Annotated in this window: 22 protein-coding genes and 1 pseudogene; 10 read left to right on the top strand and 13 right to left on the bottom strand. The window is 59.9% G+C overall.

The window, feature by feature from the left end; translation table 11 throughout:
- Positions 1-22: 22 nt before the first annotated feature.
- The 5 genes from SOM40_RS02530 (at position 23) to SOM40_RS02510 (ending at position 5593) form a co-directional block, all read left to right on the top strand.
- The gene (locus SOM40_RS02530) at positions 23-1894 is read left to right on the top strand and encodes an amidohydrolase (protein WP_320529888.1); all 1872 of its coding nucleotides are present in this window, start codon (positions 23-25) and stop codon (positions 1892-1894) included.
- 5 nt (positions 1895-1899) lie between these two features.
- A complete protein-coding gene (locus tag SOM40_RS02525) occupies positions 1900-2310 on the top strand; it encodes a DoxX family protein (RefSeq protein ID WP_370635197.1) in 411 nt (136 codons plus the stop codon).
- Complete coding sequence (locus SOM40_RS02520; protein WP_320529887.1) at positions 2307-3917, top strand: MFS transporter; 1611 nt, start codon at positions 2307-2309, stop codon at positions 3915-3917. Before SOM40_RS02525 ends, SOM40_RS02520 begins: the two co-directional genes overlap by 4 nt.
- 30 nt (positions 3918-3947) lie before the next feature.
- Entirely contained in the window at positions 3948-4769 is an 822-nt protein-coding gene (locus tag SOM40_RS02515) for an alpha/beta fold hydrolase (protein ID WP_166181463.1), read from the top strand.
- A gap of 134 nt (positions 4770-4903) precedes the next feature.
- The gene (locus SOM40_RS02510; RefSeq protein WP_225759687.1) at positions 4904-5593 is read left to right on the top strand and encodes a helix-turn-helix domain-containing protein; all 690 of its coding nucleotides are present in this window, start codon (positions 4904-4906) and stop codon (positions 5591-5593) included.
- Here SOM40_RS02510 and SOM40_RS02505 read toward each other — a convergent pair.
- The 8 genes from SOM40_RS02505 to SOM40_RS02470 form a co-directional block, all read right to left on the bottom strand.
- The gene (locus tag SOM40_RS02505; protein ID WP_320529886.1) at positions 5531-6172 is read right to left on the bottom strand and encodes a beta/alpha barrel domain-containing protein; all 642 of its coding nucleotides are present in this window, start codon (positions 6170-6172) and stop codon (positions 5531-5533) included. The genes SOM40_RS02510 and SOM40_RS02505 overlap by 63 nt on opposite strands.
- On the bottom strand, positions 6162-7055 hold the full coding sequence (locus SOM40_RS02500; RefSeq protein WP_320529885.1) for a 2-dehydro-3-deoxygalactonokinase: 894 nt from the start codon (positions 7053-7055) through the stop codon (positions 6162-6164). Before SOM40_RS02500 ends, SOM40_RS02505 begins: the two co-directional genes overlap by 11 nt.
- Positions 7052-7948 (bottom strand): dihydrodipicolinate synthase family protein, encoded by an 897-nt coding sequence (locus SOM40_RS02495; protein ID WP_320529884.1) that lies wholly within the window; start codon positions 7946-7948, stop codon positions 7052-7054. Before SOM40_RS02495 ends, SOM40_RS02500 begins: the two co-directional genes overlap by 4 nt.
- Positions 7942-9093 carry a mandelate racemase/muconate lactonizing enzyme family protein gene (locus tag SOM40_RS02490; RefSeq protein ID WP_320529883.1) on the bottom strand — a complete coding sequence of 384 codons (1152 nt, stop codon included), beginning with the start codon at positions 9091-9093 and terminating at the stop codon, positions 7942-7944. The genes SOM40_RS02495 and SOM40_RS02490 overlap by 7 nt, the downstream gene beginning before the upstream one ends.
- Positions 9094-9110: 17 nt before the next feature.
- On the bottom strand, positions 9111-10352 hold the full coding sequence (locus SOM40_RS02485) for an MFS transporter (RefSeq protein WP_391488317.1): 1242 nt from the start codon (positions 10350-10352) through the stop codon (positions 9111-9113).
- 354 nt (positions 10353-10706) lie between these two features.
- Entirely contained in the window at positions 10707-11126 is a 420-nt protein-coding gene (locus SOM40_RS02480) for a FosA8 family fosfomycin resistance glutathione transferase (RefSeq protein WP_312189597.1), read from the bottom strand.
- Positions 11127-11270: 144 nt separating this feature from the next.
- Positions 11271-12695, bottom strand: coding sequence for an aminobutyraldehyde dehydrogenase (gene patD, locus SOM40_RS02475; RefSeq protein WP_320529882.1), 1425 nt, complete (start codon positions 12693-12695; stop codon positions 11271-11273).
- 32 nt (positions 12696-12727) lie between these two features.
- Complete coding sequence (locus SOM40_RS02470) at positions 12728-14209, bottom strand: APC family permease (protein WP_320529881.1); 1482 nt, start codon at positions 14207-14209, stop codon at positions 12728-12730.
- Positions 14210-14559: 350 nt separating this feature from the next.
- Here SOM40_RS02470 and glaH point away from each other — a divergent pair, with 350 nt between their 5' ends.
- From glaH to csiR, 5 genes are read left to right on the top strand one after another with little or no spacing between them, the layout of a single operon-like run.
- Positions 14560-15537, top strand: coding sequence for a glutarate dioxygenase GlaH (gene glaH, locus SOM40_RS02465; RefSeq protein WP_106996111.1), 978 nt, complete (start codon positions 14560-14562; stop codon positions 15535-15537).
- Positions 15538-15548: 11 nt separating this feature from the next.
- Positions 15549-16817, top strand: a complete 1269-nt coding sequence (gene lhgD / locus SOM40_RS02460) for an L-2-hydroxyglutarate dehydrogenase (RefSeq protein ID WP_320529880.1) — start codon at positions 15549-15551, stop codon at positions 16815-16817.
- Positions 16818-16840: 23 nt separating this feature from the next.
- Entirely contained in the window at positions 16841-18289 is a 1449-nt protein-coding gene (gene gabD, locus SOM40_RS02455; protein WP_320529879.1) for an NADP-dependent succinate-semialdehyde dehydrogenase, read from the top strand.
- 14 nt (positions 18290-18303) lie between these two features.
- Entirely contained in the window at positions 18304-19587 is a 1284-nt protein-coding gene (gabT, locus tag SOM40_RS02450; protein ID WP_312189579.1) for a 4-aminobutyrate--2-oxoglutarate transaminase, read from the top strand.
- A gap of 45 nt (positions 19588-19632) precedes the next feature.
- Positions 19633-20316 (top strand): DNA-binding transcriptional regulator CsiR, encoded by a 684-nt coding sequence (gene csiR, locus SOM40_RS02445; RefSeq protein WP_320529878.1) that lies wholly within the window; start codon positions 19633-19635, stop codon positions 20314-20316.
- A 185-nt stretch (positions 20317-20501) separates the two neighbouring features.
- Here the strand turns inward: csiR and SOM40_RS02440 are convergent, their stop codons facing one another.
- The 5 genes and pseudogenes from SOM40_RS02440 to SOM40_RS02420 form a co-directional block, all read right to left on the bottom strand.
- Complete coding sequence (locus SOM40_RS02440) at positions 20502-20735, bottom strand: type II toxin-antitoxin system CcdA family antitoxin (protein WP_320529877.1); 234 nt, start codon at positions 20733-20735, stop codon at positions 20502-20504.
- 141 nt (positions 20736-20876) lie between these two features.
- Positions 20877-21209 (bottom strand): annotated as a pseudogene (locus SOM40_RS02435) (DUF1176 domain-containing protein); the annotation flags it as partial.
- The gene (locus SOM40_RS02430; protein ID WP_320530010.1) at positions 21191-22468 is read right to left on the bottom strand and encodes a type II toxin-antitoxin system HipA family toxin; all 1278 of its coding nucleotides are present in this window, start codon (positions 22466-22468) and stop codon (positions 21191-21193) included. The pseudogene SOM40_RS02435 and the gene SOM40_RS02430, both read right to left, overlap by 19 nt.
- Positions 22458-22796 (bottom strand): helix-turn-helix domain-containing protein, encoded by a 339-nt coding sequence (locus tag SOM40_RS02425; protein ID WP_320529876.1) that lies wholly within the window; start codon positions 22794-22796, stop codon positions 22458-22460. Before SOM40_RS02425 ends, SOM40_RS02430 begins: the two co-directional genes overlap by 11 nt.
- A gap of 150 nt (positions 22797-22946) precedes the next feature.
- The gene (locus tag SOM40_RS02420; protein WP_106996104.1) at positions 22947-23279 is read right to left on the bottom strand and encodes a DUF1493 family protein; all 333 of its coding nucleotides are present in this window, start codon (positions 23277-23279) and stop codon (positions 22947-22949) included.
- Positions 23280-23345 lie beyond the last annotated feature (66 nt).

The raw sequence follows: 23345 nt of genomic DNA, 5'->3' as shown, positions 1-23345 counted from the left end.
CCCCTCTCAGTCAGGAGCAGTTATGACTTCCTCTGCTAAAGCAGATTTGATTCTGGTGAATGGCCAGTTTCATACCGTCGATCGTGAAAACCCGCTTGCCGAAGCCGTGGCCGTGCGCGACGGCAAATTCCTTGAAGTGGGCACCGTTGCCGAGGTGATGCAGTACCACGACGACGCCACCAAAGTGGTTGATCTGAAAGGCCACACCGCTATTCCCGGCCTGAACGACTCGCACCTGCACCTGATCCGCGGCGGGCTGAACTACAACCTCGAACTGCGCTGGGAAGGCGTGCCCTCGCTGGCTGACGCCCTGCGGATGCTGAAAGAGCAGGCCCTGCGCACCCCGTCTCCGCAGTGGGTCCGCGTGGTGGGCGGCTGGAACGAGTTCCAGTTTGCCGAGCGCCGGATGCCGACCCTGGACGAGATCAACGCCGCCGCGCCGGATACCCCGGTCTTTATCCTGCACCTGTACGATCGTGCCCTGCTCAACCGCGCGGCGCTGAAGGTCGTCGGTTACACCAAAGATACGCCGAACCCACCGGGTGGTGAGATCCAGCGCGACGCCAACGGCAACCCGACCGGGATGCTGATCGCCCGTCCGAACGCCATGATCCTCTACGCCACCCTCGCCAAAGGGCCAAAACTGCCGCTGGAACAGCAGGTGAACTCTACCCGCCAGTTTATGCGCGAGCTGAACCGTCTGGGGCTGACCAGCGCCATTGATGCGGGCGGCGGTTTCCAGAACTACCCGGAAGACTATGAGGTGATCGCCGAGCTGCATGAGAAAAAGCAGATGACGATCCGCATCGCCTACAACCTGTTTACCCAGCGTCCTGGCCACGAGCTGGAAGATTTCGAGAAGTGGACCGATATGCTCAAGCCGGGCCAGGGCACCGACTTCTTCCGCCATAACGGCGCGGGCGAAATGCTGGTCTTCTCTGCTGCCGACTTCGAAGATTTCCTCGAGCCGCGCCCGGATCTGGCCCCTGGGATGGAGGACGAGCTGGAGCGCGTGGTGCGCCATCTGGTGGAGCACCGCTGGCCGTTCCGCCTGCACGCCACCTACGATGAGTCCATCAGCCGGATGCTGGACGTCTTCGAGAAGGTCAACCGGGAGATCCCCTTCAACGGCCTGCACTGGTTCTTCGACCACGCCGAGACCGTCACCCAGCGCAACATCGACCGCATCAAGGCCCTTGGCGGCGGCATCGCCGTGCAGCACCGCATGGCCTTCCAGGGCGAGTACTTTGCCGAACGCTACGGGATGGAAGCGGTGCGCCACACGCCACCGGTCACCCGGATGCTGGAGACCGGCGTGCCGGTAGGTCTGGGCACCGACGCTACCCGCGTGGCGAGCTACAACCCGTGGACCGCGCTCTACTGGCTGGTCTCTGGCCGTACCGTGGGCGGGATGCAGATGTACGATCACAGCGCCCGTCTGGATCGCGACACCGCCCTGATGCTCTGGACCCAGGGCAGCGCGTGGTTCTCCAACGAGCAGAGCCAGAAAGGCCAGATCAAAAAAGGCCAGCTCGCGGATCTCGCGGTGCTGAGCAAAGACTTCTTCCGCGTGCCGGAAGAGGAGATCAAAGGCATCGAGTCGGTGCTGACGGTGGTGGATGGCAACATCGTCTACGCCGCAGGCAGCTTCGGCCCGCTGGCCCCGCCATCCATCCCGGTATTGCCGGAGTGGTCGCCGGTGGTCAAGGTACCAGGCCACTACCGCAGCGCGCCACCGCAGGCCACCCGCGTGGGAATGCAGGCTGTGCACCACTGCAGCGGCCCGTGCGGGGTACATAACCACGGGCATGATTTCGCCCGCAGCGCAGAGATGCCGGTGTCCGACGATAACGCCTTCTGGGGAGCGCTGGGCTGCAGCTGCTTCGCGTTTTAATCATGATGAACTCACACACACAGACCCTGCCCCGGATTGACCTGGGGCTGTTCTTCCTGCGCATCACCGGTAGCCTGCTGCTGTTGTACGTGCATGGCCTGCCGAAGGTGCTGCATTTCAGCGAAGAACTGACGCGGATCGAAGATCCCTTTGGCTTCGGGCCGTATTTCAGCCTGATCCCGGCGATCGTCGCCGAAGTGATCTGCCCGATCCTGATCCTGTTCGGCGTGGCGACCCGGCTGGCCTGCGTGCCGATCATCGCCGTGCTGCTGGTGGCGATGCTGGTGGTGCATCCGGGCTGGTCGATTGCTGAAGGCCAGTTTGGCTGGCTGCTGCTGATCATCTTTACGACGCTGGCGATCACCGGCCCCGGCGCGTGGCGGGTACGCTCGCGTGTCACGGAGAGATTCGCATGACCCAGATTACCGACGCGCACGTGGAACATCCGCCTGCCCCGACGATGTCCACCTGGCAGCCGCTGCACCAGCGGGTATTCCGCATGCTGTGGATCGCCACGGTGGTCTCCAACGTTGGCTCCTGGATGAGCGACGTGGGGGTCAACTGGAGCATGCTGACCCTCAGCGCCGATCCGCTGGATATCGCTCTGGTGCAGGCGGCGAGCAGCCTGCCGATGTTCCTCTTCGCCCTGCCTTCCGGGGTGATGGCGGACATCGTCGACCGGCGTAAATATCTGCTTTTCTCCCAGCTGTGGATGTTTATTGCCGCCGCGGGGCTGGCGGTTCTGAGCTTTACCGGGCAGGTCACGCCGACGGTGCTGTTGGCCGCGGCGTTTCTGCTGAGCGTCGGCAGCGCCATGAGCTCGCCGCCGTTCCAGGCGGTGGTGCCGGATCTGGTGAGCAAGGCGGAGCTGGGCCCGGCGGTAGCGCTGAACTCGCTGGGGGTGAACATCAGTCGTGCCATCGGCCCGGCGCTGGGGGGCTTTTTGCTCTCGCTGGCCGGGCCGTGGATGGTGTTTATGCTCAACGCCCTGTCGGTGTTGGGCGTGGCCTGGGTGCTGTGGCGCTGGAAGCCTGCGGCATCCGTGCAGCGCCTGCCGCCGGAGCACTTCTTCTCGGCGGTGCGCGCCGGGGTGCGCTACGTCCACGCTGCTCCGGTGCTGCGTAACGTGTTGATCCGCACCGTGGCGTTCTTCGTCTTCGCCAGCGCGGGCTGGGCGCTGCTGCCGCTGGTGGCGCGTCGCGAGCTGGGCCTCGGTCCGGCGGGGTACGGCATTATGCTGGCCTGCATCGGGCTGGGGGCGATTGCCGGGGCGGTGCTGCTGCCGCGTCTGCGCCAGCGTCTGAACGCCGACCAGCTGATGGTGGCGGCAAGCCTGGTCTTCGCCCTCACCATGCTGGCTCTGGCCTTTGTGCGCCACTTCTGGCTGCTGAACCTGTTTGAGTTCTTTACCGGCTTTGCGTGGATTGCGGTGCTCTCCACCCTCAACCTGGGGGCGCAGCGCAGCGCCGCACGCTGGGTAAAAGCCCGCGCGCTGGCGGTCTATCTGACGGTCTTCTTCGGCTCGATGACCGCGGGCAGCGCCATCTGGGGACAGATTGCCTCGCACGTTAACACCGCCACGTCACTCTGTGTGGCGACTATCGGGATGCTGCTGGCCAGCGCCACGGTGCTGCGCTGGAAGCTGGAGAAAGATCCCAACCTGAACCTCGATACCAGCGGCCTGATTGCCGACGACGCGCGGGAGAGCATCCCCAACGAGCGCGGCCCGGTACTGGTCTCCTGTGAGTATCTGATTGATCCTGAAGCGGTAAGCGATTTCCTGCAGGCCGTCCACGAGCTGCGCCGGGTGCGCCGCCGCGCGGGCGCCATCAGCTGGGCGGTGTATGAAGATATCGACCAGCCGGGTCTCTATATCGAGACTTTCCTGATGGGATCCTGGGTGGAACACCTGCGCCTGCAGGAGCGTCACACCATGAATGACCACCTGCTGCAAAGCCGCGTGCTGGCTTTTCATCAGGGCGATGCACCCCCGGCGACCCGTTATCTGGTGGCGCCGGTTTAAAACCTAAAACAACTTTTTGAGGAAGAGACTATGGCGACGATTAAAGCGAAAGATGGCACTCAGATTTACTACAAAGACTGGGGTGCAGGTAAACCGGTTCTGTTCAGCCACGGCTGGCCGCTGGATGCCGACATGTGGGACAGCCAGCTTAACTATCTGGCCGAGCGCGGTTTCCGTGCCATCGCCTTCGACCGCCGCGGCTTTGGCCGTTCAGATCAGCCGTGGAACGGTTACGACTATGACACCTTTGCCTCTGACATCAACGACCTGATCACCACGCTGGATCTGCGCGACGTGACGCTGGTGGGCTTCTCGATGGGCGGCGGCGACGTGAGCCGTTATATCGGCACCTACGGCACCGAGCGCGTGGCAGGCCTGGCGCTGCTGGGTGCGGTAACGCCGATCTTTGGTAAATCCGACTCCTACCCGCAGGGCGTGGATCAGTCTGTTTTCGCCGGTATTCGTGACGGACTGCTGAAAGATCGCGCCCAGTTTATCAGCGATTTCGCCACCCCGTTCTACGGCCTCAACGCCGGGCAGAACGTCTCTGAAGGCGGCCTGACACAGACCCTGAACATCGCCCTGCTGGCGTCGCTGAAAGGCACCCTCGACTGCGTGACCGCTTTCGCCGAAACCGACTTCCGCCCGGATATGGCGAAAGTCGACGTGCCGACGCTGGTGATCCACGGCAGCAACGACCAGATCGTACCGTTCGAAACCACTGGCAAAGTGGCGGCGGAGCTGATTAGCAAGGCGGAACTGAAGGTGTATGACAATGCACCGCACGGCTTTGCGCTGACCCATCAGGACCAGTTGAACGAAGATCTGCTGACGTTTGTGAAGTCGCTGTAAGGCGTTGCCCGGGGAGCGTGAGCTCCCCGGTTATCTTTTTTCCCGTCGTGTTCACACTCGTCGTTGCCGACAATACTTTTCCTCCCCTTCTCGCCTTACACTCAACTCACTGAATACATTGCCCGGAAGGTGAGATGAACAGCACTGTCTTTGACGCATTCCGTTGCCTGAATCTGCTGGCGACAGGGAGTCGTGCTTTTGGTATTCGTGAGATTGGCCGTGAGATGGGGCTGGATCCGGCGAAAGTCTCCCGCCTGATGCAAACGCTGCTGGCGCTGGAGATGGTGCAGCAGGACGCCAGGCGCAAGTACAGCCTGGGGATGGGCATCCATCGTCTCTCGGCGAACGCGATCCATAATTCAGCGTTTTATACCGCCGTGCTGGAGATGCTGGAGGAGACCGGCAGCCACTCGGTGTCGATTGTCGTAGGGGTGTTAAGCGGCAAAAACGTGGTCTACCTCATTCATACCCGCGGCGGCAAAAGCATCGCCAGAGCCATCGGAAACTACGAATCTTTTCCGGTGCATGACTCGGTGATTGGCATCAAACTGCTGTCGGCCATGAGTGACGAAGAGATCGTGGCGCGCCTCGGCGTACACGATTATCAGCTGCTCAAACGCGATATCGAAGAGGCCCGGCGCCATCAGGTGTTTGGTAAAACCTTTAACGAAACGGATTACCGGATGGCCTGCATTATTCCGGGAATGCAGGCCGCCATCGCCCTGTCGAACATCCAGGGCGATAAGCTGGACATCGACAAGCTACGCCATTTTCTGATCTCTGCCGCGCGCAAAATCAGCGGCGCCGCGCTCCCGCCCCTCTAGCAGTTGCACGCAACGCTCCGCCGTGGCGGCGACCGACTGCCCGGGGCGATAGAGCGCACTGCCGATCCCCACGCTGTCGTAGTAACGCAGATAATCGGCGGCGTTATTGACGTCCACGCCCCCCACCGCCGAAAAGCGCACCGGCGCTGACAGCGGGCCCTTGATAAGTTGCGGATAGTTTTCCGGAAGGGCGCTGGCCGGGAAAATCTTCAGCACGTCGGCCCCCGCCTCGCAGGCGCTGAAAATCTCGCTGGGCGTCATCACCCCGGCGCACACCCCCAGCCCCTGGCTTTTTGCCGCGTGGATCACCCGCAGATCGAGGTTGGGGGTGAGGATAAATTGCCCCCCGGCGGCGGCGCAGAGTGCGACATGCTCTGGCGTTAACACTGTGCCAGCGCCCACCGTCACCCCATCGCCAAAGGCATCACGCAGCCGTCGCAGGCTGGTGATCCACTCCGGTGAGTTGGTGGTGATCTCAATAGTGGTGATGCCATGATCGCGCAGGCAGGCCACCTGCTCCACGCAATCGGCAGGGGTGATGCCACGTAAAATCGCAATAATCCCGGCGTTAACCATCATGTCGAAATACCTCATTGAGCCCGGCAATCAGCGCGGTTTCCGCCTCGAGGGTGGAACAGGGCAGCCCGATGTGCTCGCAGGCCTGCTGGTAGAGGGGAAGCAAGGCACGGCTGCCGATAAAACAGACGCGCGCATTTCCGGGGTGACCGCGCAGGATCTCGTGTCCAATCAGCAGGCCGGAGAGCCAGCTTGCGGCGCTGGCCGGGTCGAGATCCCCCAGAATGTATCGTCCCCGACAGCGGAACAGCTCGCTCACCAGCTCGCCCTGCCCGGCCTCGACCGATTGCGCCACGGCGACGCCCTCGCTGAAGGCGCTGGCGGAGGTCACCTGAGGGGGGAGCCCTTTACCCACCACCGAATGATTTAACACCAGGTGATAGAGCTCGCCGGTCATCAGGGTGCGCAGGCCCGTCACGCGCTGCTGCTGGCGGTCAATGGTCATCCATTTGCTGTGGGTACCCACGGCGGCAAAGGTGCAGGCGTCCGTCAGGGCGATGGCCCCGGCTAACTGCATCTCTTCGCCACGGCAGACTTCGTTAGCCAGCGGATCGCAGATACCGGGTCGTAAGGTCAGCGGATTGCTAAGGATACCGGGCAATTCGCGGCCCTTACCCAGCAGGTCGCGGAAGCTCAGCGGCAACGCCATGTAGCCCGCATCGGCAATACCAATATTGCTGCCAATCATGCCGCACAACAGCACGGGCAAATGCGGGTCCCAGGCCTCTTCCAGCCGCAGCAACTGCTTACGCAGGATCGACGGCAATTCAGCGCGCTCGCAGGTCGCCACGCCGCAGGTCTCCTGCACGGTGCGGATCACCTGGCCGTCGCGCACGCTTATCGCCCGAAAATTGCTGGTCCCCCAGTCAACGGCAATGTAATTCATACCCGCGCTCCAGACACCGCCAGCGGCAGCGCGTCGGTGAGATCCTGCAACTCGTCGCGGGTGACCGCGTCCAGCCGTTTGGCCGGTTCGCGCACCACGTCAGTGGTGAAGATCCCCGCCCGGTGCAGCACGGTTTTGTGGATCGCCACGCCGATGCCCGGCTGCACGCCATAGCGCAGGAAGGGAAGATAGCGGTAAAAGAGCGACTGCGCTTCCCGCGGGTTATGCTGCCAGGCCTGCAAAATCATGTTGATGACGTCCGGGAATTCGCAGGCGGGCATGGTGCCGATCACCCCGCGGCGTAGCTCTTCGTAGAGAAAACCGGCGTTCAGGCCGCCGAACAGCCCGACGCTGTCGCCCAGCGCCTGCTTCAGGGCGGTAATTTTCAGCGTGGTGGGCGGTTGCTCCACTTTGATGTACTTGATAGCCGGAAACGACTGGCACAGCGTGACCAGGGTGGCCACCGGGATGTTTACCCCGGTCATCAGCGGCGCGTCCTGAATCATGATGTCGATATCGCAGGCCGCGCAGATCTCCCGGTAAAAATTAACGATCTCCTCCGGGCCAGGTTTCACCACCGACGGCGGATTGACCATCGCCACCTGCGCCCCCCAGCGCTGTATCCGGGCGATATCTTCTATCGCCACCGCAGAGGCGGCTCCCCCGGCGGCGGCCACCAGCGGCAGATCGCCGGTGAGTTTTTTCACGCAGGCGAACAGCGCCTCTTTTTCGCCCAGGGTCAGGGCATAGCCTTCAGAGGCATTGCCGAACAGCGCCAGGCCATCGACGCCCTGTTGCAGGAGGAATTTCACCAGCCGCTCAATCGAGGCGAAATCCACTTCGCCCTCTGCATCAAACGCGGTGGCCAGAATCGGTACGTTGCCTTTTAACATGTTGCCTCCATGACGGCGTCTTCATTGATTTCAATACCCAGCCCCGGCCCCTGCGGCAGCTGATACGCCCCCTGCTGGCAGATGAGCGGCGTGGTGAGAAGTTGGTTGGCAATCTCAAAGACCGGAGGCTGATACTCCAGCATGTAGAGATTGGGGATGGCGGCGGCGACGTGCAGCGACGCGGCGATACAGGGCGCAAGACCGACGCTGAGATGCGGGGCGACCTTCAGGTTCCAGGTCTCCGCCAGCGAGGCGATGTGCATCAGCTCGCTGATGCCGGTGCGGCCCACGTCCGGCTGCAGAATGTCCGCCGCCCGCTGCTCGATAAAGGGTTTGAACTGGTAGCGGGTGCGCTCGGTTTCGCCCAGCGCAATCGCCACCGGGCTTTTGGCCCGCAGCTCACGGTGCCCTGCCACATCTTCCGGCAACAATGGCGCTTCGAGAAAACCGACGCCGAATTCGCGCAACGCCGTGGCCAGCTCGGCGGCTTCTGCCACGCTGTAATTCCAGTGGGCATCGAGGAAGATTTGCGCCTCTTCGCCCAGGGTTTCACGTATGGCCTTCACGTTGGCAATGTCTTCCCGCACGCCGTAGCCCAGCGCCAGCTTGACGGCATTAAAGCCCTTCTCCTGCCAGCGTTTCGCCAGCTGACAACGGGCGGGCAGGTCCGGCTCGGGCAGCCCGGAAACATAACAGGGGATCGTCTGGCGATAAGCGCCACCAAGCAGTTGCCACACCGGCTGGCCGAGCAGCTTGCCTTTGAGATCCCACAGAGCGATATCCACGGCGGCAAGGGCATCGATATGGTAGCCGGTGATATGGCCGCGATCGCGCATCGCATCGTACATGCGGGCGTTCAGCACTCCGCTTGAAAAAGCCGATTGCCCGATCAGCAGCGGGGCGAAGAGCTGGGTGATAAGTTCCGCGATCACCTGCGGAACCACCGGGGCCAGCGCTTCACCCCAGCCTACGCAGCCGTCGTCGGTGGTAATTTTGACCAGGCAGGTCTCCATTTTGCGCGAGTAGACGCAGCGGTACTCCGGGCGATAGTAGTAATCGCTGCCATGCCCCTCAACGCTCCCCCCGAGATAGGCCTGCTTTGGGGTAATCTTCAGCGGAAAACATTCAACGTGACGTATTTTCATAACAACTCCGGGAACAGTTAATCCAGCACCTTGCCGGCGGTCTCTTTGGCCAGCCACACGGCAATGAATGAGATAAGCGCGGTGATCATCACGTACCACGCAGGGGAAAGCGGATCGCCGGTTAGCGAGATCAGGCTGGCGGAGGCCAGCGGCGTGACGCCGCCGAAGATCGCCACGGTAAGGTTGTAGGCGATGGCGATGCTGCCGTAGCGAATGGCGGTCGGGAACAGTTCAACCATCGCCGCGCCGCAGCCGCCGTTAAACATGGCGACAAAGATGCCCAGCATGCTCATGGCCGCGATGGAGGAACCCACCGATCCCTGGCTCATCACCAGCATTGCCGGGTAAGTGAGCAGGATGAAGCCCCCACAGCCCATCAGCATCAGCGGGCGGCGCCCCCAGATATCGGAGAGATAGCCGGTGATCGGCATACAGACCGCGACGCTCAGTAATCCGAGCGTGGTGATGAGATAGGCGTCGGTTTTGCTGTAGTGCAAATGGGTCGAGAGATAGCCCGGCATAAAGGACTGCAGCACCCAGCTGCTGACCGCTTTTACTACCACGAAGCCGGTGCAGAACAACAAGGCGCGTGAAGAGGTGGAGAGCGATTTGCGCAGGGGCGATTTCTCCAGCTTGCCGGTCTGTTTCAGCTTTTTAAATTCGCTGGAGTCTTCCATATTTCGGCGCATATAGAGCCCGCCTAACCCCAGTGGGGCCGCCAGCAGGAACGGAATGCGCCAGCCCCAGTCGTTCATGGCACTTTCGCCGAGGGTATGGGTGAGAAACAGCACCAGCCCGGAGCCACAGACGAAGGCCATAAAACTGAAGTTTTCACTCCAGCAGGTGAGCGTGGCGCGCCGGTTGGGTTTGGCGCTTTCGGCCAGATAGGTAATGACGCCTGAGCTTTCACCGCCAGCGGCAAAGCCCTGCACCAGACGGGTAATCACCAACAGCACCGGGGCGAGTATTCCTACCTGATGCCAGGTCGGCAAAATGCCCATCACGAAGGTGGAGCAGGAGGTGATGACGATGACGGTCACCAGCACCTTGCGCCGCCCTAACCGATCGCCCATCGAGCCAAAGAAGAGCCCGCCCAGCGGACGCATCAGAAAGCCAGAGCCGAAGACCGCGAAGGATTTCAGCAGCCCGATAACCGGATCGCCGCTGGCGAAGAAGTTGGTGGCGATAATCGCCGCCAGGGTGCCGTACAGCCCGAAATCAAACCACTCGATAAAATGCCCGATGCCCGCCGAGAGCATCATTTTGGTACGGCTTTGGGCGGGCGCTTGCTGCCCGGCAGGGGCGTAATCACCTGCGAATTCAGAGTCGGTATTAGCCATATAACCTCCTGAGGTCAGGAAAGGAGTCAACAAATGTGACGTGATTGTTATGAAGCTGAGTGTAAAGAATCCGCAGAGGCTGACGAGCGCAGGATCGGGATGCGTGAGGGGAATCAAAGAAGCGTCGAGCGAAATGTTTCACATAGTGAAACAGTGAGGAAATGGGCTGAGGCTATATACCCGAACTGGCCTGAAAACTTTTACGCCGGGTGGCGCTGCGCTTACCCGGCCTACGAAACCTGTAGGCCCGTGCAAGCGCAGCGCCGCCGGGCATCAGGCTGACGTAAAGACCATTCCCGCATACGGCTGCTGCCGACACGCCGCCAGCCGCGCGGCCAGATCCCCTACATGCAGTTCCAGCTTGTGCCCATCCGGGTCAAGAAAGTAGAACGACTCCCCTTCGCTTTTGTTCTCTTTCCACACGGTAACGCCAGCGTCTTGAAGCTTTTGCGTGAAGGTTGCGAAGTGTTCTGGATCGATGGAGAACGCGTAGTGGGTGTAGTCGCTGTTCTGCGGCGGGATGAATTGTCGGGTTTCATCATATGACAGGCAGAGCCAGAGATCGCCGCAGGTGAGATACGCCCCGGTGTGCCATTCAGCGTGCAGGCGCAGACCAAGAAGATCGCGCCAGAAAGCGATGCTGGCCGGCAGGTTGCTGACGGCGAGGGTCAGATGGTTGAGGGCGTGGAGCATGGGGGGCTAGTCCTGGATAAGGGTGAATGTCACTTCTTTAGCATGTTTATCGACGTATAAAAAGAAACGCCGGGTGACGCGTAGCGATCCCGGCCTACAAAACCCGTAGGCCCGTGCAAGCGAAGCGCCGCCGGGCGATGCCGGTTAGTGCTTCACCATCACATGCCGTACCACGGTGTAATCCTCCAGCCCGTACATCGACATATCCTTGCCGTAGCCGGACAGCTTCTGCCCGCCGTGCGGCATCTCGCTCACCAGCATAAAGTGGGTGTTCACCCAGGTGCAGCCGTACTGCAGGCGGGCGCTCATGCGGTGCGCGCGGCCTACGTCCTGAGTCCAGACCGATGAGGCCAGGCCGTACTGTGAGTCGTTGGCCCACTCCAGCACCTGCTCTTCGTCGTCGAACACGCTGACGCTCACCACCGGGCCGAAGACCTCGCGCTGGATAATCTCATCCTCCTGCTTCGCCCCGGCCAGCAGGGTCGGCTGGAAGTAGTACCCCTTGCCACCCGCCACATTGCCGCCGGTGACCACGTGGATGTGCGGCAGGGCTTTGGCGCGTTCCACCGCCTCGCTGACGCGGGTCAGATGGGCGGCGGAGCTGACCGGTCCCAGCTCGGTGGTCTCATCCTCCGGGGCGCCCATTTTCAGGCTGGCGACGGCGACGCCCAGTTTTTCCACCAGCGCGTTGTAGACCTCTTTCTGGGCATAGATGCGACAGGCCGCGGTGCAGTCCTGCCCGGCGTTGTAGAAGCCAAAGGTGCGCACGCCCTCGACCACCGCGTCGATGTCGGCGTCGTTAAAGACGATCACCGGCGCTTTGCCGCCCAGCTCCATATGCGTGCGCTTAATCGACGGCGCGGTGTGGGAAATGATGTGCTCTCCGGTGGCGATGGAGCCGGTCAGGGAGACCATCCGCACCTTGTCGTGGCCGGTCAGCGGGTCGCCCACGGTTTTACCCCGGCCAAACAGGACGTTAATCACCCCTGCCGGGAAGATATCTTTGGCCAGTTCGGCCAGTTTCAGGGCGGTCAGCGGGGTGATCTCCGACGGCTTGAGCACCACGCAGTTCCCCGCTGCCAGCGCCGGGCCCAGCTTCCACGCCGCCATCATCAGCGGGTAGTTCCAGGGGGCGATAGAGGCCACCACACCCACCGGGTCGCGGCGGATCATCGAGGTGTGCCCTTCCATATACTCCCCGGCAGCGAGGCCGTTCAGGCAGCGGGTTGCACCTGCGAAGAAGCGGAACACATCGACAATGGCCGGGATCTCGTCGTTCAGCACGCAGTGCAGCGGTTTGCCGCAGTTCAGCGACTCCAGTCTGGCGAAGGTGTCAGCGTTCTGCTCGATGACATCCGCCAGTTTCAGCAGGCATTCGGCACGTGCTTTTGGCGTGGTCTGGCCCCACTGGCGGAAGGCACGATCGGCGGCCTGCACCGCGGCATCCACCTGCTCCGGGCTGGCTTCGGCAATCTCCAGCAGCACCTCGCCGGTCGCCGGGTTATAAACGGGCTGCTTCTCACCTGAACCCGCAATCAGTTCGCCATTGATCAATAAGTTGTCTTGCATAGCCGACTCCATTGTTTTTATGTTCCGGGAAATTACAGAGGTTGTCCTGCGTTGAGGCGTTTTGCATGCTCAATCGCGTCATTTTCCGGCGCGTTCGAGCGCCCGAACGGACGGGCCAGCGCCATGTAAATCAGACCGGAGATCACCACCACCGCCAGGCCCACCAGCACCGTCCAGCGGTCGATAAAGCTGGCGCTCTCGGCCGGTTGCGCCAGCAGCCAGATGCCGCACAGGCCATAGGCCAGCGCCAGAATATTGACCAGCATCCCCCAGCCGCCGACGCTCCACTCCCCGGCCGGTTTCCAGCCCTTCAGCCGCTGGCGCAGCGCCGCCAGGACCACCATCTGGAAGGAGATGTAGATGCCGATAACCGCAAAGGCGGTGATACGCGCCAGGTTATCCGGCTGGAAGTAGACCCACACGCAGATCAGCACCGGCAGCAGACAGCTGACGATCATCGCGTTGTCCGGGACGCTGTTTTTCGACAGCTTCGACATCCAGGCGCTACCCGGCAGCATCTGGTCGCGGGAGAAGGAGAAGATCAGACGGCTTAACGCGGCCTGCAGGGAGAGGATGCACGACAGCATGGCGATCACCGCGATGATGATAAACACCGTGGCACCGGTCTCGCCGAGGGCTTCGTTGAGGATCGCCGGGATAGGATCGGCGATCTGGCCGTTGACGATATTCATCAGGTTCGGGGAGGCCAGCAGGTAGCCGAGGATCGACACCATCGCCGAGAGGGCGCCAAACACGATGCTGAGGATCATCGCAATCGGGATCTTTTTGCTCGGGTTTTTCACCTCTTCCGCCACGTTGCCGCAGGCTTCAAAGCCGAAGAACATAAACAGGCCAATCAGCGCCGCCGCCATAAACGCGGGCTGGTAGCTGCCGTCTTTGGCGATCACCCCCATCGAGTCGAAGACCACCGAGAAGGGCTGGGCGCGGTGGAACAGCAGCAGGTAGATCCCCAGCGCGATCACGCTGATGATCTCACACCAGAAGCCAATCCGGGCGACCCGGGCGAGGTTTTTGGTGCCGGACATGTTCACCGCCATCATCAGCAGCAGCAATACCACTGAGGTGATCAGCATATTGCCAGCCGAAATCTCAAATCCGAACAGCGACCCGACGAAGGTGGCGGTGTATTCCGCCACCGAGGTGATGGTCACCACCAGCGCCCAAAGGTAGATCCAGGCGGCGATCCAGGCATATTTGCGGCCCCACAGGCGGCGCGCCCAGGGGTAGAGACCGCCAGTGATCGGGTACTGCGACGCCACTTCGCCAAACACCAGCGCCACCAGCAGCTGCCCGCAGGCCACAATCGGGATCCACCAGATCGCCGGAGGCCCCGCCAGCGTCACCGCCAGGGCAAACAGGGAGTAGACCGCCGTCAGCGGTGAGAGGTAGGTGAACCCGAGCGAAAAGTTAGAGATAAGGCCGATGGAGCGGTTGAAATGCTGTGTAGTATCGCTATGAATTGCTTCACTTTTCTTGCCAGAAGTCTGTTCCATACGTTTATTCTCTGTGATGTGGTTGAGTCGCAGGTAACACGAATCAAGGTATAGAAGAGCGCCTCAAGGCCGTACAGCGTCGCTCGGGCGATTTGTTAAGATTTGTATGGATATGTCACGTTTTTGTTAAGGATAACCATGATTTTCCGTGAGGCGCATCACGCGAGGTTTTTCACATCTCTACCTGTACATGCATTTTCCCCGCCATTTCGCCGTTTTTCACGCCTTCATCACAAAATTCAAACATTCACTGCGGAACAGGCCCATTTCGTAAAAATGTAGATATTTTTAATTTATGGCTACGAAATGCACTGCCCTGCTCCTGAAACTTTCTGAGAGGATTGATTCTGATGAATGCACTTACCGCCGTAAAACAGCCCGACGAGGCGTTGTCCCGGACCATCACCGGTTTCAGCATCGCGACATCCGTGCAGTCTCCGCGTTTGCTGGAGCTGACGTTCTCAGCGGAGGTCACGCAGCAGTTCCTGCGGGAGGTGGAGCAGTGGCCCATTCAGGCCCTGGAGTACAAATCGTTCCTGCGCTTTCGGGTGGCGAAGATCCTCGATGACCTGTGCGGCAATCAGCTCCAGCCCCTGCTGCTGAACACCCTCCTCAGCCGGGACCAGGGCGCGCTGCTGATCGACGCCGAGGGGATAGATAACGTCGCCCAGGCCGACGAGATGGTGAAGATCGCCACCGCAGTCGCACACCTGATTGGCCGCTCAAATTACGACGCCATGAGCGGCCAGTACTACGCCCGCTTTACGGTGAAAAACGTTGATAATTCAGACAGCTATCTGCGCCAGCCCCACCGCGTGCTGGAGCTGCACAACGACGGCACCTTCGTCGACGAAGTCACCGACTACGTGCTGATGATGAAGATCGACGAGCAGAACATGCAGGGCGGCAACTCCCTGCTGCTGCATCTCGACGACTGGGAATCGCTGGATAAATTCTTCAGCCATCCGCTGGCCCGTCGCCCCCTGCGCTGGACGGCCCCCCCGAGCAAAAACGTCGCCGCCGATGTGTTCCATCCGGTGTTTGACGTCGACCAGCAGGGCCGCCCGGTGATGCGCTATATCGACCAGTTCGTCCAGCCGAAAGATTTTGAGGAGGGCGTCTGGTTGAGCGAACTTTCTGACGCGCTGGAGAGCAGCAAAAGCATCGTTTCCGTTCCTGTTCCGGTGGGTAAGTTCCTGCTGATTAACAATATGTTCTGGCTGCACGGCCGGGATCGCTTTACCCCGCACCCGGATCTGCGCCGGGAGCTGATGCGCCAGCGCGGCTATATCAGCTACGCCACTACTCACTATCAGACTCATCAGTAGGGATGGCGCGGATGTATGACTTCGTGATTATCGGCGGCGGCATTATCGGCATGTCCACCGCCATGCAGCTGATTGAGCTCTACCCGGATGCCCGCATTGCGCTGCTGGAGAAGGAGGCGGGCCCCGCCAGCCACCAGACCGGGCACAACAGCGGGGTGATCCATGCCGGGGTCTATTACACCCCCGGCAGCCTGAAGGCGCAGTTCTGCCTGGCGGGCAACCGGGCGACCAAAGCCTTCTGCGATCAAAATAATATCCGCTACGACACCTGCGGCAAGATGCTGGTGGCCACCTCCGGACTCGAAATGGAACGGATGCGGGCCCTGTGGGATCGCACTGCCGCCAACGGCATCGAGCGCGAGTGGCTCAGCGCCGCCGAACTGCGCGAGCGCGAGCCAAACATCACCGGCCTGGGCGGGATTTTTGTTCCCTCCAGCGGGATCGTCAGCTATCGCGAAGTGGCGGCGGCGATGGCGAACCGCTTCCAGGCGAAGGGCGGAGAGGTGTTTTATCGCGCCGAGGTCTGCGGCCTGAAAGAGCACGCCGACGGAGTAGTGATCCACACCCATGACGGACGCGAGTTTGAAACCACCACCTTAATCAGCTGCTCCGGGCTGATGGCCGACCGGCTGGTGAAGATGCTCGGCATCGACCCCGGATTTATTATCTGCCCGTTCCGCGGGGAGTATTTCCGCCTCGCGCCGGAGCACAATCAGATCGTCAACCACCTTATCTACCCCATCCCCGACCCGGCGATGCCGTTTCTCGGGGTGCATCTCACCCGGATGATCGACGGCAGCGTGACGGTGGGGCCGAACGCGGTGCTGGCCTTTAAGCGCGAGGGCTACCGCAAGGGCGATTTCTCCCTCTCCGATATGCTGGAAATTATTGGCTCAACGGGCATCCGCCGGGTGCTGCAGAACAACCTGCGCTCGGGCCTCGGCGAGATGAAAAACTCGCTGTGCAAAAGCGGCTATCTGAAACGGGTGCAGAAGTACTGCCCGGGCCTGACGGTGAAGGATCTGCACCCCTGGCCTGCGGGTGTGAGGGCGCAGGCAGTTTCGCCAGAAGGTAAGCTGATCGACGACTTTTTATTTGTCACCACGCCGCGCACCATCCATACCTGTAATGCCCCCTCCCCGGCAGCGACCTCGGCGATCCCCATCGGGGCGCATATTGTGAGCAAGGTTCAGACCCTGCTCGCCAGCCAGCACAACCCCGGGCGTGCGCTGCGGGCTGCCGGTAGTGTGGAGACCTTACATGCCGCGTTTACCCGTTAATCATTCTGAGACAGGAAGCCATCATGCAACTCAACGATCCCAGCTTATTCCGCCAGCAGGCTTATATAGAAGGAGAGTGGCGCGACGCCCACCGTGGTGAGACCCTCGCCGTGACCAACCCGGCGAACGGCGAGACCCTGGGCAGCGTGCCGAAAATGGGCACCGACGAGACCCGCGAGGCGATTGAGGCCGCGAACCGTGCCCTGCCCGCCTGGCGAGCGCTCACTGCCAAAGAGCGCGCCACTATTCTGCGCCGCTGGTTCGATTTGATGATGGCTAACCAGGACGATCTGGCTCAGCTGATGACCCTCGAGCAGGGTAAACCGCTAGCGGAAGCCAAGGGTGAGATCAGCTATGCCGCCTCCTTTATAGAGTGGTTCGCCGAAGAGGGGAAACGCGTCTACGGGGATACCATTCCAGGCCATCAGGCGGACAAGCGGCTGATCGTGATTAAACAGCCGATTGGCGTGACGGCGGCCATCACCCCGTGGAACTTCCCGGCGGCGATGATCACCCGCAAGGCCGGCCCGGCCCTGGCAGCCGGCTGCACCATGGTGCTCAAACCCGCCAGTCAGACGCCGTTCTCCGCGCTGGCGCTGGCCGAACTGGCGCACCGCGCCGGGATCCCCGCTGGGGTGTTTAACGTGGTCACCGGTTCGGCGTCCGACATCGGCAACGAGCTGACCGGCAACCCGCTGGTGCGCAAGCTCTCCTTTACCGGCTCGACCGAGATTGGCCGCCAGCTGATGGCCCAGTGCGCGAAGGACATCAAAAAGGTCTCCCTGGAGCTGGGGGGCAACGCACCTTTTATTGTCTTTGACGATGCCGACCTCGATAAGGCCGTGGAAGGGGCGCTGGCCTCGAAGTTCCGCAACGCCGGGCAGACCTGCGTCTGCGCCAACCGCCTGTACGTGCAGGATGGCGTTTACGATCGCTTTGCCGAAAAACTCCAGCAGGCGGTGGCTAAGATGCAGATCGGCGACGGCCTGACCCAGGGCGTCACTATCGGGCCGCTGATCGACAGCAAGGCGGTGGACAAGGTCGAAGAACACATTGCCGACGCGGTGGAGAAAGGCGCGCGCATTATTACCGGCGGATCGCTGCATAAACTCGGCGGCAACTTCTTCCAACCGACTATTCTGGTAGATGTACCCGGTGATGCGAAAGTGGCTAAAGAGGAGACCTTCGGCCCGCTGGCGCCGCTGTTCCGCTTTAAGGATGAAGCAGATGTTATCCATATGGCTAACGACACCGAGTTCGGCCTCGCCGCCTATTTCTATGCCCGCGATCTGAGCCGCGTCTTTCGCGTCGGCGAGGCGCTGGAGTACGGCATCGTCGGGATCAACACCGGGATTATCTCCAACGAAGTCGCCCCGTTCGGCGGCATTAAAGCCTCCGGCCTGGGTCGGGAAGGTTCCAAATACGGCATCGAAGATTACTTAGAAATCAAATATATGTGCATCGGCCTTTAATTCAGGAGCATCCAATGAGCACCAACAAAGAGTTAATGCAGCGTCGTAGCAATGCCGTGCCCCGCGGCGTGGGTCAGATCCACCCTATCTTTGCCGCCCGGGCCGAGAACTGCCGGGTGTGGGACGTCGAAGGCCGTGAGTATCTTGATTTCGCCGGAGGGATTGCGGTGCTGAACACCGGGCATCTGCATCCGGAGGTGGTCAGCGCCGTGGAAGAGCAGCTGAAAAAGCTGTCGCACACCTGCTTCCAGGTGCTGGCCTATGAACCTTATCTGGAGCTTTGTGAAACCCTGAACCAGAAAGTGCCGGGGGATTTTCCGAAAAAGACCCTGCTGGTGACCACCGGCTCCGAAGCGGTCGAGAACGCGGTGAAGATTGCCCGCGCGGCGACTAAGCGCAACGGCACCATCGCCTTTACCGGGGCCTATCATGGTCGCACCCACTACACCCTGTCGCTGACCGGGAAAGTGAACCCTTACTCAGCAGGCATGGGGCTGATGCCGGGCCACGTCTATCGCGCGCTCTATCCCTGCGCCCTGCACGGCATCAGCGATGACGACGCCATCGCCAGCATCCATCGCATCTTCAAGAACGATGCCGCGCCGGAAGATATCGCCGCCATCGTGATCGAACCCGTGCAGGGTGAAGGCGGCTTCTACGCCACCTCCCCGGCCTTTATGCAGCGCCTGCGCGACCTGTGCGACGAGCACGGCATCATGCTGATCGCCGATGAAGTGCAGAGCGGCGCGGGCCGCACCGGGACCTTCTTCGCCATGGAGCAGATGGGCGTGGCGGCGGATATCACCACCTTCGCCAAATCCATTGCCGGCGGCTTCCCGCTGGCGGGCGTCACCGGACGTGCCGAGGTGATGGATGCCATCGCTCCGGGTGGGCTGGGCGGCACCTACGCCGGGAGCCCGATCGCCTGCGCCGCCGCGCTGGCGGTGATGAAAGTCTTCGAGCAGGAAGATCTGCTGGGTAAAGCCAATAAATTAGGTAACACCCTGCGCGAAGGCCTGCTGGCTATCGCTGAAAAACACCCTGAGATCGGCGACGTTCGCGGCCTGGGGGCGATGATCGCCATCGAGCTGTTTGAAGAGGGCGACCATCATAAGCCGAACGCCGCCCTGACGGCGCAGATTGTGGCCCGGGCGCGGGACAAAGGGCTGATCCTGCTCTCCTGTGGCCCGTACCATAATGTGCTGCGCATCCTGGTGCCGCTGACCGTGGAAGAGGCGCAGCTCCAACAGGGGCTGGCGATTATCGCCGCGTGTTTTGACGAGGCGAAGCAGGGTTAATCTTTACGCCCGGTGCAGGCCGGGCCGTATTCAAGGAGCACGACCATGACCATCATTTCCCAGGCAACGGCCATCGACGGCTACCGCTGGCTGAAGAACGACATTATCCGTGGGGTGTATCACCCGGATGAGAAGCTGCGGATGAGCCTGCTGACCTCCCGGTATGAACTGGGCGTCGGCCCGCTGCGCGAAGCGCTGTCGCAGCTGGTTGCCGAGGGGCTGGTCACGGTCATTAACCAGAAAGGCTACCGGGTGGCCCCCATGTCCGAACAGGAGTTGCTCGATATCTTTGATGCCCGCGCCAATATGGAGGCGATGCTGGTGCGCCTCGCCATCGAGCGCGGCGGCGAAGAGTGGGAAGCCGACCTTCTCGCCCGGATGCATCTGCTGAACAAGCTCGAATCCCGCGACGCCAGCGAGACGATGCTGGACGAGTGGGATCAGCGGCATCAGGCATTTCATACCGCGATTGTGGCCGGGTGTGGGTCGCAGTATCTGATGCAGATGCGGGAACGGCTTTTTGATCTGGCGGCGCGGTATCGGTATGTGTGGCTGCGGAAGACGGTGCTGTCGGTGGCGATGTTAGAAGAGAAGCATGTGGAGCATCAGAAGCTGATGGACGCGGTGCTGGCGCGGGATGCGGATAAGGCGGGGGAACTGATGTATCAGCATTTGTTGACACCGATTCCGATAATTAGGGGGGCGATGGGGGTGGGTCTGGCGACCTGAAAAGTTAAATGCACCTTAAAACAGGCAATTTGAAGTGGATGCGTGTTTGTGCGCCTGGAAGCGATGCTGCACTGGCGGATGCAGATGCGCCGCGCCCCAAATAATCATCCGCCAGGGGGACTACACCTCCAGCAGGTACGGATAGGCCTTGTTCTTTCCTTTAATGCGGTAAACGCAGAATTGCATCACAGCTTCCCTGGTTCGTCAGAAAAGCGGCCGTGGGTTTCAAAAAAGTGGCGCATCTCTTCCAAACCTTCCCTGTTCTCTTCTGTCCAGCGAGCGGCCTGCAGCCGTTTCTGTTCGTCGAGCAGTGCTTTATTAAGGAGAGCGGATATGTTCGCCCCGGATTGCTTCACTTCATCGTAGAGGGCTGGGTCCACGGTCAGGGTGACGGCTCTCTTTGGTTCTGTACGAAACATGATATTTATCCCTATATGTATTTGGGTACATATCCATTTTGGCTGGTCCGCTCGTGAAAGCAGAATGCCTTTAAGCACAACCTTCCCACAAGATAATCGGGAAGGCCGTATCAGAATGCGAGGAGGAATCACAAAGGGACGTTATTTTTGCTTACTTGCGGGCTTAACATCCGCCACCCAGGTAGGTAAATCCCAGGTGCCCCCGAGGTGCAAATTACGGCACATCCCGGTTGTGGCAAGGCTACTTTTGCGGAATGTCTCACCATCCCAAACCCAGCTTGCCAACGTCCAGCAATCCCCGATGCCACGTCCTTTCTGACTCATTGAAATCACACCCTCGGCGTAATCAGAGCCAGAATTTGTAATCAGAACCGGTTTTCCCTCAAGCTTGCTGTCAACCACCCAGTAACCGTATCCCTCGTTATAGGCTGCTCGCCAACAATAGAAAACGCGAATCAACGCAGCTGCATGATCGCTTCTGGAGCCCCTTCAAATATGAATGGATTGAGGAACGCTCGTCCCCACAAAAACCTGCGATCCACTTCACTCAATGAAGCCTCACCACATATCGTTTCCCAGTTCTCGTGAACCGACCTGATACAGTGGGAGATGAGTTCAATAGCTTCCTGCTCACTCAGCAGAAATTTGGCCGACGCCGACAGACAAACCGCCAGATTGCTCATTCGATTGTCGCCAATAATTAGCATGGCCTGCGTGGCTTCATTACCTGCACGTCCCTGAGGGCAAATATCATAAGCAGGCGTCAGGCTCAGCTTTTTACCGTCCCAAAATGCTGCATGATTTCGGGCGTGATCGTCCGTGTTGCCGCAAATAATATTAAAAACCAGACGACCAAATAATTCCCGTAACGTCTCTTTAGGTGCATCGAAGCGCTGACGAATAATATCCGTCAAATCCTCATAGCTCGCGTATCTTGCCATCATCTCATCAAGACCAAAAATGGTCAGCGCAGAGACCATCATGCGACGCTGCCATTCTGTATGGCTTCGTATCCGATCGAAGCGTTCAATCAGTATGACGTCTTTACCCGCCGTGTGGCGCAGAAGAACAGGCGCAACGTTTAACCCGGCACAAGCAGCCAGGCGCATAGCGACATATTCAGCTTTAACGACGTTATACGTGTCAGTAGAGGAGGAGAACTTGGCGATAAATTTACGCTCCCCGGCTTCTATCATCGCCTTTGGCCGCGCTCCCCCCAGGGAACTCCCATGAAATAACGCTTGTTCCAGCTCAGGGGTTAAGGGCCTGCCACTTTCAACCATTGATGCCGCCTGCATCAACTCTTCAAGAGAGGCGCTTTGAGACGCTCGCGGCACGTACTCCGTAGCTGATAGCTGGAAGTCGAGCCCTCCAATTCTGTCTGAGCCAGATTCAAGCAAATAAGTCAGCTCATCCAGCCTGTCCGGATCGACATCCCTTCCCTGAGCGCCCATCAACCTGTTCAGGATCACCCGACGCCCCCAGGCATCCGGGGCAGCATCACGTAATGCACTCGCCTGTTGCAGACCCGGTGCCGGGAAAATCGCGCCCCGGACCAGCGGGAGTTCCGGTTCATAGAGAGGGATCGCATCTTCCCGCTCCAGATAGCTGCGCCCGTAGTTGAATATAAACCGGTTACCATCCCGATTTAGCACGCCTGCAACAACCGGCTGCGTTGCGTCAGGCAACCAGACCCATACATATGCCCGGTCATGATGGTTATCAGAAGTCATCATCTATCACCTTCCTTGAATGATGTACTGAACGTGGCATCAGCGATAAGGTTTTCTCTGCATTAGCGGTATGTAATGCCATCGATGCCGGGTCAGGGGTAAAAAGTGGAACGCCTAAAATGGTTGCCAGTTCAAATACTGCGCCGATTGCACAGCCCATATCCCCTTCTTCAGCACGATAAACCAGTCCCCGCGATACCCCGGCACGTTCGGCCAGCTCCTCAACGGTGAGTTGGCGTTCAATACGTGCCGTACGAAGCATTAACCCCAGCAATCGTGCAGCATCGCGGCTATGGCGGGAATAAGTTCGGGTAGAGGGTTTTGCCATCACAGGCCTCTTTGTTTCATTAACAGGTCATTTGAGGTAATTATAATCCGTTTATGGAACAATAAAACTTGTTTGCCTGTATGTTCATCATGGGTATGTCCCATAAGCCGCTTTTGTCGAAATGCACAATAACGTCCATTTGGGTTGTGATTAGCGGTACAACCATTTCCCGGCTTTAGCTGATTCGATCAACATGCTAATCGTAAAGTCGGGAACAGGAACAGGGGCAGATTTCTTAAACGGATTCCAGGAAAAAGGCTCGTCGGGATAATAGATCTTTATATTAAAGCTTCCTCTATTAACATTAAATTCTCTAAAAAACTCCTCCATGAGTGCTTCTGCTTCGTCGACATCCAGCAACATATCCGTATCGAGGTCTGTAGTGGCATTGAGTAATTGTTGGTTTTTCTCGTTATTGATGAGGTACACGCCGTTATAACGTCTGGCAAGCGCATAGATACGTTGTTCGATATTCCCGGTCATAACTTATCATTTCCTTATGCGTAAAATTATAAATCACAGAAAATTAATATATTTAATGGATATTCG

The organism is Leclercia sp. CFBP8987 (assembly GCF_034044995.2).
Lineage (GTDB): Bacteria > Pseudomonadota > Gammaproteobacteria > Enterobacterales > Enterobacteriaceae > Enterobacter > Enterobacter tamurae.
Note: the sequence above shows the minus strand (reverse complement) of the source record. Positions and strands in the feature narration are given on the sequence as shown.